Source organism: Pantoea sp. S-LA4 (assembly GCF_054482835.1).
Genome location: NZ_JBTLRC010000002.1, coordinates 3,273,828 through 3,288,958 on the forward strand (window position 1 = coordinate 3,273,828; position 15,131 = coordinate 3,288,958).

15 protein-coding genes are annotated in these 15,131 nt (G+C 57.4%); 5 read left to right on the top strand and 10 right to left on the bottom strand.

The window, feature by feature from the left end:
* Positions 1-57: 57 nt before the first annotated feature.
* Positions 58-801 (bottom strand): 3'(2'),5'-bisphosphate nucleotidase CysQ, encoded by a 744-nt coding sequence (cysQ, locus tag ACX3P5_RS16165; RefSeq protein ID WP_336756646.1) that lies wholly within the window; start codon positions 799-801, stop codon positions 58-60.
* Between the two features lie 293 nt (positions 802-1,094).
* Between cysQ and ACX3P5_RS16170 the strand changes: the two genes are divergently transcribed.
* Positions 1,095-3,038: a bifunctional 2',3'-cyclic-nucleotide 2'-phosphodiesterase/3'-nucleotidase gene (locus tag ACX3P5_RS16170; protein ID WP_458968996.1), complete on the top strand. Its 1,944-nt coding sequence runs from the start codon at positions 1,095-1,097 to the stop codon at positions 3,036-3,038.
* A 45-nt stretch (positions 3,039-3,083) separates the two neighbouring features.
* Here ACX3P5_RS16170 and fklB read toward each other — a convergent pair whose 3' ends face one another.
* Complete coding sequence (gene fklB / locus ACX3P5_RS16175; RefSeq protein ID WP_233987016.1) at positions 3,084-3,704, bottom strand: FKBP-type peptidyl-prolyl cis-trans isomerase; 621 nt, start codon at positions 3,702-3,704, stop codon at positions 3,084-3,086.
* Positions 3,705-3,922: 218 nt separating this feature from the next.
* On the opposite strand from fklB, the gene ACX3P5_RS16180 reads away from it, so the two are divergent.
* The gene (locus tag ACX3P5_RS16180; protein ID WP_458968997.1) at positions 3,923-4,594 is read left to right on the top strand and encodes an OapA family protein; all 672 of its coding nucleotides are present in this window, start codon (positions 3,923-3,925) and stop codon (positions 4,592-4,594) included.
* 70 nt (positions 4,595-4,664) lie between these two features.
* Here the strand turns inward: ACX3P5_RS16180 and rplI are convergent, their stop codons facing one another.
* Genes rplI through rpsF form a run of 4 tightly spaced genes read right to left on the bottom strand, consistent with a single transcriptional unit; the run spans position 4,665 to position 6,105 of the window.
* Positions 4,665-5,114, bottom strand: coding sequence for a 50S ribosomal protein L9 (gene rplI, locus ACX3P5_RS16185; protein WP_094120599.1), 450 nt, complete (start codon positions 5,112-5,114; stop codon positions 4,665-4,667).
* 39 nt (positions 5,115-5,153) lie between these two features.
* Positions 5,154-5,381: a 30S ribosomal protein S18 gene (gene rpsR / locus ACX3P5_RS16190; protein WP_000135199.1), complete on the bottom strand. Its 228-nt coding sequence runs from the start codon at positions 5,379-5,381 to the stop codon at positions 5,154-5,156.
* A gap of 4 nt (positions 5,382-5,385) precedes the next feature.
* A complete protein-coding gene (gene priB, locus ACX3P5_RS16195; protein WP_094120600.1) occupies positions 5,386-5,703 on the bottom strand; it encodes a primosomal replication protein N in 318 nt (105 codons plus the stop codon).
* A 6-nt stretch (positions 5,704-5,709) separates the two neighbouring features.
* Complete coding sequence (gene rpsF, locus ACX3P5_RS16200; protein ID WP_031376410.1) at positions 5,710-6,105, bottom strand: 30S ribosomal protein S6; 396 nt, start codon at positions 6,103-6,105, stop codon at positions 5,710-5,712.
* 405 nt (positions 6,106-6,510) lie between these two features.
* Here rpsF and ACX3P5_RS16205 point away from each other — a divergent pair, with 405 nt between their 5' ends.
* A complete protein-coding gene (locus tag ACX3P5_RS16205) occupies positions 6,511-6,714 on the top strand; it encodes a hypothetical protein (protein ID WP_233987013.1) in 204 nt (67 codons plus the stop codon).
* Between the two features lie 57 nt (positions 6,715-6,771).
* Here the strand turns inward: ACX3P5_RS16205 and yjfP are convergent, their stop codons facing one another.
* Positions 6,772-7,521, bottom strand: coding sequence for an esterase (gene yjfP / locus ACX3P5_RS16210; RefSeq protein ID WP_336756649.1), 750 nt, complete (start codon positions 7,519-7,521; stop codon positions 6,772-6,774).
* 159 nt (positions 7,522-7,680) lie between these two features.
* Here yjfP and ACX3P5_RS16215 point away from each other — a divergent pair, with 159 nt between their 5' ends.
* Complete coding sequence (locus ACX3P5_RS16215; RefSeq protein ID WP_336756650.1) at positions 7,681-9,612, top strand: methyl-accepting chemotaxis protein; 1,932 nt, start codon at positions 7,681-7,683, stop codon at positions 9,610-9,612.
* Positions 9,613-9,668: 56 nt separating this feature from the next.
* Positions 9,669-9,995 (top strand): biofilm peroxide resistance protein BsmA, encoded by a 327-nt coding sequence (bsmA, locus tag ACX3P5_RS16220; protein ID WP_233987010.1) that lies wholly within the window; start codon positions 9,669-9,671, stop codon positions 9,993-9,995.
* Here bsmA and ACX3P5_RS16225 read toward each other — a convergent pair.
* From ACX3P5_RS16225 to rnr, 3 genes are all read right to left on the bottom strand, one after another.
* Entirely contained in the window at positions 9,969-11,597 is a 1,629-nt protein-coding gene (locus ACX3P5_RS16225) for an isovaleryl-CoA dehydrogenase (protein ID WP_336756652.1), read from the bottom strand. The two genes, bsmA and ACX3P5_RS16225, sit on opposite strands and share 27 nt — an antisense overlap.
* 220 nt (positions 11,598-11,817) lie before the next feature.
* The gene (gene rlmB, locus ACX3P5_RS16230) at positions 11,818-12,552 is read right to left on the bottom strand and encodes a 23S rRNA (guanosine(2251)-2'-O)-methyltransferase RlmB (protein WP_233987008.1); all 735 of its coding nucleotides are present in this window, start codon (positions 12,550-12,552) and stop codon (positions 11,818-11,820) included.
* A gap of 70 nt (positions 12,553-12,622) precedes the next feature.
* Complete coding sequence (rnr, locus tag ACX3P5_RS16235) at positions 12,623-15,115, bottom strand: ribonuclease R (protein ID WP_233987007.1); 2,493 nt, start codon at positions 15,113-15,115, stop codon at positions 12,623-12,625.
* Positions 15,116-15,131 lie beyond the last annotated feature (16 nt).

A 15,131-nucleotide genomic window follows, 5' to 3' on the forward strand; every position in this document is an offset into this window, starting at 1 on the left:
CACTGCTGGCGCACCAGGCCGGCCGCATGGCGGGAGGTTGCCCTCCCGCTTAACGGACTAAAACAGAGAAACGCGAAAGCCAGGATTGAGGAAGGATTCGCGCGGTGCGTAATCCAGCGTTTTGCCCTGCCAGTCATGCACATGAGCACCTGCCGCCATGGCGACCGCGTGGCCCGCACCGGTATCCCAGATGTTGGTCGGCCCGAAGCGTGGATAGAGCTGCGCTTTACCTTCCGCCACCAGGCAGAACTTCAGCGATGAGCCGGTCGCCACCGTCTGATGTTCGCCGAGCTGCTTCAGATACTGCCTCATCTCATCGTCATCGCCGTGTGAGCGGCTCACCACCACCAGCGGTGGCCGGGCATCCTGCGCATGAATCTGTTCACGCCGGCCGCCCTCTTCTTTCCACGCCTTACCGTCTGCGGCAGCGTACATCACGCCCAGCGCTGGCGCATAGACCACGCCCATCACCGGCTTGCCTTCTTCAATCAGCGCAATATTGACGGTAAATTCGCCGTTACGCTTGATGAACTCTTTGGTGCCATCAAGCGGATCGACCAGCCAGTAGCGCTGCCAGTGCTGACGCACCTCCCAGCCGGGCGGATCTTCTTCTGACAGGACCGGTATCGCCGGTGACAACTGCGCCAGGCCGTTCACAATCACCTGATGCGCGGCAATGTCGGCGGCAGTCACCGGCGAGTCGTCCGATTTGTGAGAAACGTCAAGCGGCGCGGCGCCGTCGTAAACCTGCATGATCGCGTCGCCCGCTTCGCGTGCCAGTTGGCAAATTTGCTCTAACATTTTTCACCTCGTTGTGTCCATCGGCTGCACGTTCAGTTCAACGCCTGATGGTTACATTTTAGCAGTTCCGCTCTGCAAGCCGATCGCGCAGCGGCAGCACGGAGCAATATATAGATATATCAATACCATAGTTACCCGCTTATCGCCACGCCTGCACAACTACGCCTATTCCGAAACGGCTGGCAGGTTAACCGATGCGCCAAAACGTTATATCCATCACGATTTAAACTGACCACTCATCAGGCTTTTACATTATTTTGAGAGCCTTAACTTATCTGGCAGCAGGAGCAAGCATGTTTAAGCCTGGAATGATGTTACTGGCCCTGAGCGTTTCCGTCGCCGCGCAGGCGGCAACGGTCGATTTGCGGATACTCGAAACCACCGATCTGCACAGTAACATGATGGATTTCGACTACTACAAAGACACGCCAACCGAGAAATTTGGTCTGGTTCGCACCGCCACGCTGATTCATGCGGCGCGCCAGCAAGTAAAAAACAGCGTACTGGTCGATAACGGCGACATCATCCAGGGTAGCCCGCTGGGCGACTATATGGCGGCCAAAGGCCTGAAAGCGGGCGAAATCCATCCGGTCTATAAAGCGCTTAACACGCTCGATTACAGCGTCGGTAACCTGGGTAATCATGAGTTTAACTATGGTTTGCCTTACCTCAAAAAAGCGCTGGCCGGCGCACGCTTTCCTTATGTCAACGCCAACGTCATCGACGTTAAAACAGGTAAGCCGCTGTTCACGCCTTATCTGATCAAATCCACCCGCGTGGTGGACCGCGACGGCAAAGCGCAGACGGTGAAGATTGGCTATATCGGCTTTGTGCCGCCGCAGATCATGGTGTGGGATAAAGCCAATCTGCAGGGCAAGGTGCGGGTGGATGACATCACCGAAACCGCCCGTCGCTACGTGCCTGAAATGCGCGCTCAGGGCGCGGATATTATCGTCGCCATTCCCCACTCCGGCCTGAGCAGCGAGCCGTATCACGCGATGGCCGAGAACTCGGTTTACTACCTCAGCCAGGTTGAGGGCGTTAACGCCATACTGTTTGGTCATGCCCATGCGGTGTTCCCGGGCAGCGACTTCGCCAGTATTAAAGGCGCGGATGTTGCGCAGGGAACGCTGAATGGCATCCCGGCCGTGATGCCCGGCATGTGGGGCGATCATCTGGGCGTGGTCGATCTGGTGCTGAATAATGACAGCGGACGCTGGCAGGTCAGCAGCGGCAAAGCCGAGGCGCAGCCCATTTATGACGCGGCCGCGAAAAAGTCGTTAGCGGCAGAAGATCCGGCGCTGGTTAAGCTGCTGGCTGACGATCATCGTGCCACGCGGGAATTTGTCGGCAAGCCGATCGGCAAATCCGCCGATGTGATGTACAGCTATCTGTCGCTGGTGCAGGACGATCCGACGGTACAGATCGTCAACAATGCCCAGCGCGCTTACGTTGAACACTTCATTCAGGGCGATCCGGATCTCGGTGGTCTGCCAGTGCTCTCCGCCGCTGCACCCTTTAAAGCGGGCGGACGTAAGAACGATCCGGCCAGCTACGTTGAAGTCGAGAAAGGTCCTCTGACCTTCCGTAACGCCGCCGATCTCTATCTCTACCCGAATACCCTGGTGGTGATGAAAGTCAGCGGTGCGCAGGTCAAAGAGTGGCTGGAGTGTTCAGCGGGCCAGTTTAATCAGATCGACCCGCACAGCAGCAAAACGCAGTCGCTGATCAACTGGGATTTCCGCACCTATAACTTCGACGTGATTGATGGGGTCAGTTATCAGATCGATATCACCCAGCCAGCGCGCTATGACGCAGAATGTCAGCTGATTCATCCGCAGGCGTCGCGTATTCGTCAGCTGAGCTGGCAGGGCAAACCGATCGATCCGCAGGCGACCTTCCTGGTGGCGACCAACAACTATCGCGCGTATGGCGGCAAGTTTGCCGGCACTGGCGATAAGTACATTGCCTTTGCCTCACCGGATGAGAACCGTTCCGTGGTGGCCGCCTATATCAGCGCGGAAACGAAAAAACAGGGTGAGGTCAGACCGCAGGCGGACAATAACTGGCGACTGGCACCCATCACCTCTTCAACCCCGCTCGATATTCAGTTTGAAACGGCACCGGGTGATAAAGCGACCGGATTTATTAAGCAGCATGCGCAATATCCGCTTCAGCCCAAAGGGACAGATGCGATTGGCTTTGCTCTGTGGCAGGTGAATTTACAGCAGAAGTAAGGCGGGAGAAAACGCTGCAACCAGGATGGTTGCAGCGTCTTTAAATTACAGAATTTCCAGCAGTTCTACTTCAAAGACCAGGGTGCTGAATGGCGGGATAGAGGCACCGGCACCACGCTCGCCGTACGCGAGGTTGTGTGGGATCACCAGTTCCCATTTTGAGCCAACCGGCATCAGGGTCAGCGCTTCAATCCAGCCCGCGATCACGCCGCTAACCGGGAACTCTGCTGGCTCACCGCGTGCCACAGAGCTATCGAACACGGTGCCGTCGATCAGTTTGCCGGTATAGTGGACACGTACGCGATCCTGACGTGATGGGATCGGACCGTCGCCCTGGGTGATGACGCTGAATTGCAGACCAGATTCGGTGCTGCTCACGCCTTCACGCTGCGCATGTTCCTGCAGGAACACCTGGCCTTCTGCCGCCATCGCTTCGGTGCGCTCACGACGCACACCTTCAGCGCGCTCGTGCACTTCACGCAGTGCGCGATGAACCACATCAACCGGCACCGCCGGCGAGTTCCCTTCCAGCGCGTCGCGCAGGCCCGCGAGCAGTGCTTCTGGTTGCAGCCCTTGCAGACCAGATTCCAGCAGCTGCTGGCCAACCTGTAAACCAATACCGTAACTTGCTTGTGCTTCGACGCTGTCGAAAGAAGGGGTAGTCATCTTCGTTCCTTTCACTCTCGGATAAATTCGAACCGGCAGCATAACAGTGCAGGCCGCTGGCGTAAAATGCCCTGCATCGCAGATGACTTTTCCCGATGAAAGAGAAACAATAGGCCCGTCAAATTTATCAATGCTGGCAGGCACTTCGCGCCGGTATTGCCCATACTATAACTGTTGACGGAATTAACCCGTCTGTTGCACACCAAAAGAGAGAACACATGGGCCAGATCGCCCCACGACGCCGCAGGACGCGCGCAACGCGTATTGTATCCCGGCTGCAAACCTGGCTGGCCACACGCAAGCCGCAGCAACCCGCTGGAGAGGAGGAACCACGAATGGCTTCAGACGCGTCATCCCGGCTACCGACATGGCTTCATCGTATCTGGCATTTCACCGACCACATCGGCTGGATGGACCCGCTACCGGCCCCTCATCGTCGCGGCATTGTTATCGCGCTGCTGGTAATTCTGCTGGCGTTTCTCTGGCCGGTCAGCACACCACGCTATCCGGTGGAGCAGCCGGTGACCCCGACAGCGGAGAAAGAGGTGCCGATGCAGGCGGATATTTATGACAACAAGGCCGACTCCTCCCCTTCTCAGCCGCAGCCGACGCCAAAAGCGGATTCACAGGGACAATGGCGCAACTATACCGTCGCGTCGGGCCAGACGCTGGCGCAGCTGTTCCGTGACAACAGTCTGCCGGTGAATGATGTGTTTGCGATGGCGCGGGTAGAAGGCAACGATCAGCCGCTGAGTTCACTGAAAAGCGGTCAGCAGGTTAAAATCCGTCAGGATGCACAGGGCGTGGTGACAGGACTGACGATAGAGGGCGCTAACGGCCCGGTGCTGTTTACCCGCCAGCCGGACGGCAGCTTTATTCGCGCGCAGTAATCTTTACGCGGCGACAAAAACAAAAACGCCGGCACAAGGCCGGCGTTCCCGCAGTGCTCAGTAATAACAATTACTCAGCAACGATACTCACGATCAGTTTCGCGAATACTTCGCTGTGAACCTGGAAGTTCACTTCGTGCTCACCGGTGGTGCGCAGAACGCCGTTCGGCAGGCGAACTTCGCTCTTAGCCACTTCAACGCCAGCTGCAGTCACTGCATCAGCGATGTCGCGGGTACCGATGGAACCGAACAGTTTACCTTCGTCGCCAGCTTTAGACGCGATGGTTACGGTGCCCAGTGCATTAATTTTCTCAGCGCGTGCATTTGCTGCAGACAGAACGTCGGACAGTTTAGCTTCCAGTTCTGCACGGCGTGCTTCGAAAAATTCAACGTTTTTCCTGGTAGCAGGAACAGCTTTGCCCTGTGGTACCAGGAAGTTACGAGCGTAGCCCGCTTTAACGTTAACCTGATCACCCAGGCTGCCCAGGTTTGCTACTTTATCAAGCAGAATAACTTGCATTACCTTATCCTCTTAAAGTCGTTAATGGACAGTTGCCGATTACTGATGACGATCAGTGTACGGCAGCAGAGACAGGTAACGCGCGCGCTTGATAGCACGAGCCAGCTGACGCTGGTATTTTGCGCGAGTACCAGTGATACGGCTTGGTACGATCTTGCCGCTTTCAGTGATGTAGTTTTTCAGCGTTGCGATATCTTTATAATCGATCTCTTGAACGCCTTCCGCGGTGAAACGGCAGAACTTGCGACGACGGAAATAACGTGCCATTTGGCTAGTCTCCAGAATCTATCAATTCAATCTGCTCGGCATGTAACACCATTTTGCTCTGGCCATTGCGTGCCTGATGGCAGCTAATGAAACCGTCGAGTATGAGTTGCGTGCCGACCGTTATATGTTGAGTAATCACCTGATGGGCGCTGCCGCTGATAATCACCGGCATCCGACACCAGGCTTGCCGGTGAAACCCGGCCTCCTCCTGCACTGAGCGGTGCTCAAGCACGAACTGGCAGTGCGGAATTCCTGACGGGCTAATTTTTCGAACCGGCGTCTTGCACACCGTGCCAGACAAGCGCAGTCGATTAACCGTCACGATGGATTACTCTTCAGAATCCCCAGCATCTGAGTCATCAGCGGATTCGTTAGCAAAATCTTCGCGGCGCTCACGACGCTCGTCTTTCGCTTTAACCATCGGTGATGCTTCAGTTACCGCGTTTTTAACGCGCATAACCATGCTACGGATAACGGCGTCGTTGAAGCGGAAGTTCGTTTCCAGCTCATCGATCGCTTCCTGCGGCGCTTCAACGTTCAGCAGAACGTAGTGGGCTTTGTGCAGTTTGTTGATCGGATAAGCCAGCTGACGGCGGCCCCAGTCTTCCAGACGGTGAATCGTGCCCTGTGCACCAGTGATAGCACCAGTGTAACGCTCGATCATGCCCGGAACCTGTTCGCTCTGGTCAGGATGGACCATAAATACGATTTCGTAATGACGCATCGAAATTGCTCCTTACGGATTATTCAGCCTCCTGTCGGGGTCAACCGCGGCCCATGGAAGCAAGGAACGTTATAGGCTGTGTCCCACAAAGGTTCGTCATGACGAGCGCTTGTGGGACACAGCCTGAGAATGCGGCTGAAAAATTGACGCGTAATCATACTGGCGGCGGGCGCTAAACTCAAGCGCACATTTCAACAAATCTGATGTGGCGTGCCAGATAGGGTGGCTTTTCGTGCTAATCGCAGCAATACAATCTGTTAAGCAGCCATTGTTCAAAAATGCTGACAAAGAGGTTCAGGCGGACGATCTGGCGATAATATCGCCAGTCGCTAAACTTAATGCAGACGTTACGGTTTGGCTTATCAGCGTCTAACAGAGTGTGTTCCCTGAAGTGAGGAGTCGGCCATGAAAAGGTACGTCATCGCCACTTTACTGGGTCTCTTCCTGTCTCTCCCCGCTCTTGCCAGCAATGCTGACTGTGCGCAGCAGATGAGAAGTCACAGCAGCAAAGCGGCATCGGGTTATGTCTATGTGAATCGACTGGATGCACCGGAGAGAAGCCCGGTCAGCACGCCGGCCCGACCGGCAGAACGGTTCGCTGCCCCCTGATAATCGGGGCAGATAAAGGGCGGATTGAATTAATCCGCCCTTTTTATAACGGATGTTTTATAACTGGTGTTTAAAGAAGTTAACCAGCGCCGTCAGGCCTGACGGCGTGATCTTATGTCCAATCTGCTTTTCCGACAGTGAGGTCAGATGCCGGGCTAAACCCTGGCTGCGCAGCGCCGCTTCCAGCCGCGCACTCTCGGCAAACGGCACCACCTCATCAGCTTCGCCGTGCCACAGCAGCAGTGGACGATTGGCCAGCGTTTCCAGTCGGGTGCTGGGATCGTACTCCGCCAGCGGCGCCATTCGGGCATCAAACCCGGCCTGCTGTTCCGGCGAGCGCACCACCAGCGGCGGAAACAGCGTCTGGCTGAGCTGCATAAAGTAGCCGGACCCCATCATGCAGGCGACGCTGTGGATCTGCGGATAGCGCGCCATCGCGCCCAGCGCCGTCATGCCGCCCATTGAAGCGCCTGCCACCGCAAACCGTTCTCCGGCGATCAGATCCTCAGCGCGCAGCGCGGCTTCCAGCTGCGGCAGCTCATCAATATTGGTTTTAAGGATATCCCAGAAGCGGCGCAGGCGGCCTTCGGCATCGCCTTGATCGCGCGCGCCATGCAGATCCGCATCCGGCATCACCGCCCGGAAGCCAGCCTGGGCTAAGGCGACGGCGAAATAGGCGTAGACCTCTTTCGATGAGGTGAAGCCGTGATAAAACAGCACGGTCGGCAGCCGGTTACGGCGCTGACCGGCAGGCGCGGCGTGCAGACACTCAATACCGGCCAGCGTTTCCGTGGTGAGTTCGATCATGTTATCTCCTGAAAAGGGTCAAGACGTGCGTGATCAGTGTACGGTCTGCCGCTGAATTTGCGAACCGGTCCGCCACTCTCTGCCACCAACTTTCGCGCTAAACTTTTCCGCGCTTCTGCCGTTGATCCGATATCTCCCTAATGCGATCAAAGGTAATTTATGAAGCGTCTCTCTCTCAGCGGCCTGAGTCTTGGAGTTAAGCTGTCTGTACTGACGTCTCTCAGCGTAGCGTTATTGTTGCTGGTTCTGACGCTGACTCAGAGCCAGACCGCCTCGCGCCAGCTGGAAAAACTCGCGATTGATGATATGCACAATCAGGTGCAGGGCATCAGCGAAATGGCGACCATGTTCAACGCCACGCTCTCCGAAGAGGTGAGCAACTATACCAATCTGTTTACCAGCTTTCTGCCTAAGCGTTTTAGCCTGGATGAGACGGCGCGCGTGCAGGTCGGCAACTTCTCAACGCCGGTGCTGCGCGCCGGATTAAAAACGCTCAACCTTGATCAGACAGCGGTGGACGATTTCACCGATCGCACCGCCGCAGTGGCCACCATTTTTGTGCGCGACGGCGATGACTTCATCCGTATCTCGACCTCACTCAGGAAGCAGGATGGCAGTCGCGCCATCGGCACCCAGCTCGATCGCGCCAGCGCAGCCTGGAAAAACGTCCATCAGGGCCAGGTCTATCGTGGCCTGGCGACGCTGTTTGGTCATCGCTACATCACTCAATATCAGCCGGTTAAAGATGCCAGCGGCACGGTGGTTGCCATTCTGTTTGTTGGGGTCGGAATCGATCAGCAATATGCGCTGATGCGTGAAAAAATCCTCGCGCGTCGGTTGGGCGACAGCGGCCATTTTTATGTGATTAACGGCGCGCCAGGCAGCACACAGGGCCAGTATCTGTTTGCTCAGCAAAACGAGGGCAAACTGCCGGCCTGGGATCAGTCGGTGCAACAGCCACTGCTGACTCAGCCGCAGGGGATAGAGCAGGTGAATATCGACGGTGAAACCCGGATGCTCGCCTGGCAGCAGCTACCGGGATGGAACTGGGTGATTGTCGGCGAGGTTAACCGCGCCAGTCTGCTGGCCCCGATCACCCACAGCCGTAACCTGTTCCTGCTTACCGGTCTGGCGCTGGTGGTGGTGTTTGCGCTGGGGTTTGTCTGGTACAGCCGCCGGGCGATTACCCGTCCACTGCAGCAGGTGATTCATCTGGCGCAGCAGTATGCCGCCGGCAATTTGCAGGTGCATCTGGATACCTCACGACGTGACGAAGTGGGCCAGTTGATTAATGCCATTAACGGCATCGGCGATGGTCTGGAGAAGATCGTAGGCCAGGTGCGCAGCGCCGCGCAGGAGATCAGCGACGGGACCGATACTATCGCCGCCAGCAGCCACAATATCAGTGAACAGATTGGTCGTCAGGCCAGCAGCGTGGAGCAGACCTCCGCCAGCATGGAGCAGTTTGGCGCAACGGTCGAACATACCGCCGACAGCCTGCGTCAGGCGATGTCGCTGGTGTCTGAAGCCAGCGATATTGTCAGCCAGGGCAGCCAGACCGTGGTGCGCTCCGTGAACACCATGTCAGCGATCAAAATCTCTTCCCAGAGCATTGCGGATATCACTCATGTGATCGAATCAATCGCCTTCCAGACCAATATTCTGGCGCTGAATGCCGCGGTGGAAGCGGCGCGCGCTGGTGAGCAGGGACGTGGTTTTGCCGTAGTGGCGGCCGAAGTGCGGGCGCTGGCGCAGCGATCTGCTCAGGCCGCGAAAGAGATTGATGGATTGATCGCCACCTCAATCGGCAACGTGGCGGAAGGCCATCTGTTATCTGAGCAGACCCGCGATGCGATGACCCATATCGTCACTCACATCGAGCAGGTACAGGCGCTGATGGGTGAGATCAACGTGGCGGCACAGCAGCAGGCGGCCGGTATTGGTCAGGTTAATCTGGCGATGAACCAGATCAGCCAGGCGACGCATCAGAACAGCGAACTGGTGGCCCAGGCGGAAAGTAGCGCCCAGAATCTGAGTGATAAAGGCCATCATCTGACCCAGCTGGTGAGTGTTTTTACCCTCAAATCCTGACGTCATTCAGGACGATGGCATACACTTAATGCTTCGTCCTGAATGAGGGTTTTCCTATGCGTTTCGCTTACTTACTGGTGTTAAGCCTGTCACTGGCAGGCTGTTCTGCGTTTCAGACAACTCCAAAAGCGCCGCCCGCGCCGACTCAACAGGCGCAGGAAATTTCACGGGCGCAAAGTACCCATTTGCCGAAGCTGGGCAACATCACCGTTAACGTTCACGGCTCGCCAGATGATGCGCAACGCGCCGTGGCCGCACGCGCCAATCAGGCCGGTGCGGCTTATTATCAGATCGTGGCGCTGAGTGAAACGGTGATGCCTGGCTTGTGGTATGCCAGCGCCATTCTGTACGGTGCCTCACCCACCGCAGGCGCGAGCCAGTAAGCGGTCGGCCAGCGCGGCATCCAGTGGACGTGCGCCGCGCTGATCGAGCCATTGCTGGCACCAGGCATCCGCCAGCGGCGGTTCGGCATATTTCAGCAACTGTGCGCCGGTGGCCAGCAGCAGCAGGCTGCGGGTCAGTTCCCGCGCCTGCGCCTCCGGCATTTTGTTGAGCCGCAGCCGCAGCTGACGCCAGCGCGCATCGAAATGGCGATTACTGCCTTTAACTGCCTCAAACTCCTGACTGAGCATCTCTGTGACATCGCCCTGCCGGGAAAGCACGCGCAACACGTCAAGACACATCACATTGCCTGAGCCTTCCCAGATGCTGTTGACCGGGATATCGCGATATAAGCGCGGCAGTTCGCTCGCTTCGCAGTAGCCGATGCCGCCTAATACCTCCATCGATTCCGCGACGAACGGCGCGCCCGCTTTGCATATCTGGTATTTCGCCGCTGGCGTAAACAGGCGGGCAAAGGCTACTTCATGCGGTTTTGCTGGCAGCGACCAGGCACGTGCCAGCCGCATCAGCAGCGCGGTCTGCCCTTCCAGCTGCAGCGCCTGCTGCGCCAGTACCTGACGCATCAGCGGCTGATCCACCAGATTTTTACCCAACACCTGGCGCTGATGCGCATGGTAGAGCGCAACGGAGAAGGCGCGCCGCATCTGACCGTGGCTGCCGAGCGCACAGTCAAAACGCGTCATGCCGCCCATTTTCAGCATCAACCGGACACCTTCGCCCTCTTCTCCCAGCAGCCAGCCGGTGGCGTCGCGAAACTCCACTTCGCTACTGGCATTGGATCGGTTACCGAGCTTATCTTTCAGCCGCTCGATCAGGATCGCATTGCGGCTACCGTCTGGTAACAGGCGTGGCAGAAAGAAGCAGCTCAGACCGGCCGGTGTCTGGGCCAGCACCAGATGCGCATCGCTTTGCGGCACCGAGAAAAACCATTTATGCCCGGTAAGCCGCCAGGCTTCACCCGGACCGCGTGCGCCCAGCGGCTCAGCGCGGGTGGTGCTGGTGAGCAGATCGCTGCCGCCCTGTTTTTCGGTCATTCCCATGCCAATCAGCAGTCCGCGCTTTTGATCGCCGGGCTGCGCATGGGTGTCATAACGGTCACTGAGTAACGGATCGAGCCAGCCTTCAAATGCGGCGGGCAGATAAGTCTGCAGCAGCGGGATCGCCGCGTGGGTCATGGTGACCGGACAGAGCGTGCCGGCTTCTACCTGGGCATGCAGGATAAATCGGGCGGCCCGCGCTACGCTGGCATATTCGCGTACGCTGGGTTGCCAGCTTAGGTTGTGCAGACGACTGGCGCAGACGCCCTGCATCAGCAGATGCCAGGCGGGATGAAATCGCACTTCGTCGAGCCGTACACCGCGCGCATCGTAGCGCAGCAGTTCGGGCGGCTCGGCGTTGGCCAGCCGGCCCAGCTCCAGCGATTCGGCACTGCCCAGTTGCAGGCCGACCGAGGCCAGCCATTCACGATCCCACTCCGCGCCCTCGCGCTGTAGTGCATCGCTCAGCGGCGTATCGGAAAGGAAAAGATTGCTGTTGCTGAGAGGATGGGGCTGATTAAAAACGGTGTGTGTTGTCCAGGTCATAACCACTCCTCGCGGATGTCACTCAGTAAGTATACCCGTCGTCTTTCAAGCTGCATTTTTGTTGGCTGCGTTCACTCACCCGAATCACTTACTCATGTAAGCTCATCGGGATTCGTTCTCTTGCCGCCTCAATGCAACCCGAAATCCTTTGGGTATATACGAATGACGCGCAGTTATGCCTGGTACAGAAACTAATTTGTGGCGAGGATCACATCGGGGATCAGGCGTTGCGCTGACGCACCGCTTCAAACAGGCAAACGCCGGTGGCAACCGAGACGTTGAGCGAGGAGACGCTGCCCGCCATCGGGATGCTGATTAACTCGTCGCAGTGTTCACGCGTCAGGCGACGCATCCCTTCACCTTCGGCACCCATCACCAGCGCCATCGGGCCGGTCATTTTGCTCTGGTAAACGGTGTGATCCGCTTCGCCAGCGGTACCGACCACCCAGATGTTGTACTCCTGCAACAGGCGCAGCGTCCGGGCCAGGTTGGTGACGCGGATCAACGGCACGTTTTCTGCCGCGCCGCTGGCCACTTTTTTGGCGGTGGCGTTCAGCGGAGCGGAACGATCTTTTGGCACGATCACCGCATTGACGCCCGCCGCGTCAGCGCTGCGCAGACAGGCACCCAGGTTATGCGGATCGGTGACGCCATCCAGTACCAGCAGAAACGGTTTTTCCAGGCTTTGCAGCAGGTCCGGCAGGTCGCCTTCCTGATACTGACGACCCGGCTTAACCTGCGCCACGATACCCTGATGCACACCGCCTTCTACCTGGCTATCCAGCCACTTGCGCTCCGCCAGCTGGATCACGATCCCCTGAGCTTCCAGCGCGGCAATCAGAGGTTGCAGGCGACGATCGTCACGGCCTTTAAGGATAAAGACTTGCTGAAAACGCTGGGGATCGCGCTCCAGCAGCGCCTGCACGGCATGGATACCAAAAATAATTTCGCTCATCGATCTGCTCAGTGTTTGGAAATGAATAAATTACCGCCCTTTCCCGCAGGAGAAAGGGCGGATACGCGCATCAGTCAGTTTGCGCTTTCTTGCTGGCGCGCTTCGCCCGAGTGGCGGCGGCGATTTTACGGCTTTTTTCCGAGACGTTTTTACTTTTTTTCTCGGTATTTGCTGGTGCCGGTCGGGACTTGTCACCGCGGAATGCCGAGTCGGGCTCGAAATTAGATTTCTTGCTCACATCACGGCGACGCTTTGATGGCGGTTTGCCATCACGCTTCGCCCGATCGCGCTCGGTCTTTCCTTCGCCACGCACCTGACGCTGGCTGGAGACCAGGGCGAAATCGATTTTACGCTCGTCCATATGGACCGCTTCCACCCGCACTTCCACAATATCGCCAAGACGATAGGTACGACCGCCAGATTCACCAATCAGGCGCTGACCCACCGGATCGAAACGGTAGTAGTCGTTGTCGAGCGTCGAAACATGCACCAGGCCATCAATGAACAGATCGCTCAGGCGAACAAAGAAGCCGAAGCCGGTGACGCTGGAGATCACGCCATTGAACAGGTTACCGACCTGATCCTGCATGAAGTCACACTTCAGCCAGTCGGCAACGTCACGCGTCGCCTCATCGGCACGGCGCTCGGTCATTGAGCAGTGCAGTCCCAGCTGCAGCATCTCCGGCATCTCGTAGTGATAGCCACCGGTCGCTGTCGTCAGATCTTTGGCTACGCTGCGCTCTTTTGGCATCAGGTATTTCATGGCGCGTTGTACCAGGCCTTTACCTTCATCCTGCTCTTTGGCCAGCAGATACTTGATGGCGCGGTGCAGCGTCAGATCCGGATAGCGACGGATTGGCGAGGTAAAGTGAGCATATGACGAGAGCGCCAGACCAAAGTGGCCGCGATTTTCCGGGTCATACACCGCCTGCTTCATTGAACGCAGCAGCATGGTTTGCAGCATTTCCGCATCAGGACGATCGGCTACCTGCTTCAGCAGCGCCGCATAGTCGACAGGCTGCGGTTTGTTGCCGCCGGGCAGACTCAGTCCCAGTTCGTTAAGCACGGTACGGAAGCTCTTGATGCTTTCGTCAGTCGGGCGATCGTGATCGCGGAACAGTGCCGGTTCCTGATTTTTCTCAACGAAGCGCGCCGAGGCGATGTTCGCCAGGATCATGCACTCTTCGATCAGTTTGTGGGCATCGTTACGTGAAACGCGCTCAACACGCTCAATCCGGCGCTCAGCGTTGAAGATAAATTTCGCTTCTTCGGTTTCGAACGAGATACCACCGCGCTCTTCACGCGCCGTTTCCAGCGCCTGATAGAGGTTGTAGAGCTCTTCCAGATCTTTAACCAGCGGCGAATATTGCTGACGCAGTTCCTTATCGCCCTGCAGAATATTCCACACCTTGTTGTAGGTCAGACGCGCGTGGGAATTCATCACCGCTTCATAGTGTTTGAAGCCGGTCAGTTTCCCTTTCGAGGAGATGGTCATTTCGCACACCATACAGAGGCGATCGACCTGCGGATTGAGCGAACATAAGCCGTTCGACAGCACTTCCGGCAGCATCGGGACCACCTGCGACGGGAAGTAAACTGACGTGCCGCGCTGGTGCGCTTCGTTGTCGAGCGGCGTGCCCGGACGAACGTAATAGCTCACATCCGCAATCGCCACCCACAGACGCCATCCACCACCACGTTTTTTCTCACAGTAGACCGCATCATCGAAGTCACGGGCATCTTCGCCATCAATGGTGACCAGCGGCAGCTTACGTAAATCGACCCGTCCTTTCTTCGCCTCTTCCGGCACCTCTTCCTTCAGCGTACTGACCTGCGCTTCAACTTCTGGCGGCCAGCTGTGCGGGATTTCATGGGTGCGCAGCGCCATATCGACGGCCAGGCTGGTGCCCATGTCATCGCCGAGGATTTCAGTCACTTTACCGATCGCTTTGCTGCGGCGGGTCGGGCGCTGAACCAGCTCCACCACCACGACCGAGCCCATGCGGGCATTCATCGTCTCTTCCGGCGGAACCAGGATATCAAAACTCAGGCGGCTGTCGTCCGGCACCACAAAGCCAGCACCGGCATCGGTGAAGTAGCGGCCAACAATCTGGTTATTACGCGGTTCCTGCACCCGGACCACGCGCGCTTCGCGGCGGCCTTTGCGATCGGCACCCAGCGGCTGCGCCAGGATGACGTCGCCGTGCATACAGAATTTCATCTGTTCGGCGGAGAGGTAGAGATCATCCTTCTGACCTTCGGCCCGTAAGAAGCCGTAGCCGTCACGGTGGCCGATGACCTTCCCGCGCAGCAGGTCCAGACGTTCAGGCAGGGCATAGCATTGACGGCGGGTGAAGACCAGCTGACCATCACGCTCCATGGCGCGCAGGCGGCGGCGCAGCGCCTCAATGTGCTCTTCTTCCTGCAGGTTCATCTCTTGTGCCAGCTCTTCGCGGCTGGCCGGTTTTTCACGTTTTTCTAACAGCGCCAGAATAAATTCACGGCTGGGAATAGGGTTTTCGTATTTTTCAGCTTCTCTATCCTGAAAAGGATCTTTTGACATAGCGGTTCCTCCGATG

Bases quoted from the DNA above. Each gene is read 5' to 3' on its own strand.
- fklB (WP_233987016.1), bottom strand. From the start codon at position 3,704: ATGACTACCCCTTCTTTCGACAGCGTCGAAGCACAAGCAAGTTACGGT.
- ACX3P5_RS16205 (WP_233987013.1), top strand. From the start codon at position 6,511: ATGAAAAGGTACGTCATCGCCACTTTACTGGGTCTCTTCCTGTCTCTC.
- rlmB (WP_233987008.1), bottom strand. From the start codon at position 12,552: ATGAGCGAAATTATTTTTGGTATCCATGCCGTGCAGGCGCTGCTGGAG.
- rnr (WP_233987007.1), bottom strand. From the start codon at position 15,115: ATGTCAAAAGATCCTTTTCAGGATAGAGAAGCTGAAAAATACGAAAAC.
- ACX3P5_RS16170 (WP_458968996.1), top strand. From the start codon at position 1,095: ATGTTTAAGCCTGGAATGATGTTACTGGCCCTGAGCGTTTCCGTCGCC.
- rpsR (WP_000135199.1), bottom strand. From the start codon at position 5,381: ATGGCACGTTATTTCCGTCGTCGCAAGTTCTGCCGTTTCACCGCGGAA.
- rpsF (WP_031376410.1), bottom strand. From the start codon at position 6,105: ATGCGTCATTACGAAATCGTATTTATGGTCCATCCTGACCAGAGCGAA.
- yjfP (WP_336756649.1), bottom strand. From the start codon at position 7,521: ATGATCGAACTCACCACGGAAACGCTGGCCGGTATTGAGTGTCTGCAC.
- ACX3P5_RS16180 (WP_458968997.1), top strand. From the start codon at position 3,923: ATGGGCCAGATCGCCCCACGACGCCGCAGGACGCGCGCAACGCGTATT.
- ACX3P5_RS16215 (WP_336756650.1), top strand. From the start codon at position 7,681: ATGAAGCGTCTCTCTCTCAGCGGCCTGAGTCTTGGAGTTAAGCTGTCT.
- ACX3P5_RS16225 (WP_336756652.1), bottom strand. From the start codon at position 11,597: ATGACCTGGACAACACACACCGTTTTTAATCAGCCCCATCCTCTCAGC.
- cysQ (WP_336756646.1), bottom strand. From the start codon at position 801: ATGTTAGAGCAAATTTGCCAACTGGCACGCGAAGCGGGCGACGCGATC.
- bsmA (WP_233987010.1), top strand. From the start codon at position 9,669: ATGCGTTTCGCTTACTTACTGGTGTTAAGCCTGTCACTGGCAGGCTGT.
- rplI (WP_094120599.1), bottom strand. From the start codon at position 5,114: ATGCAAGTTATTCTGCTTGATAAAGTAGCAAACCTGGGCAGCCTGGGT.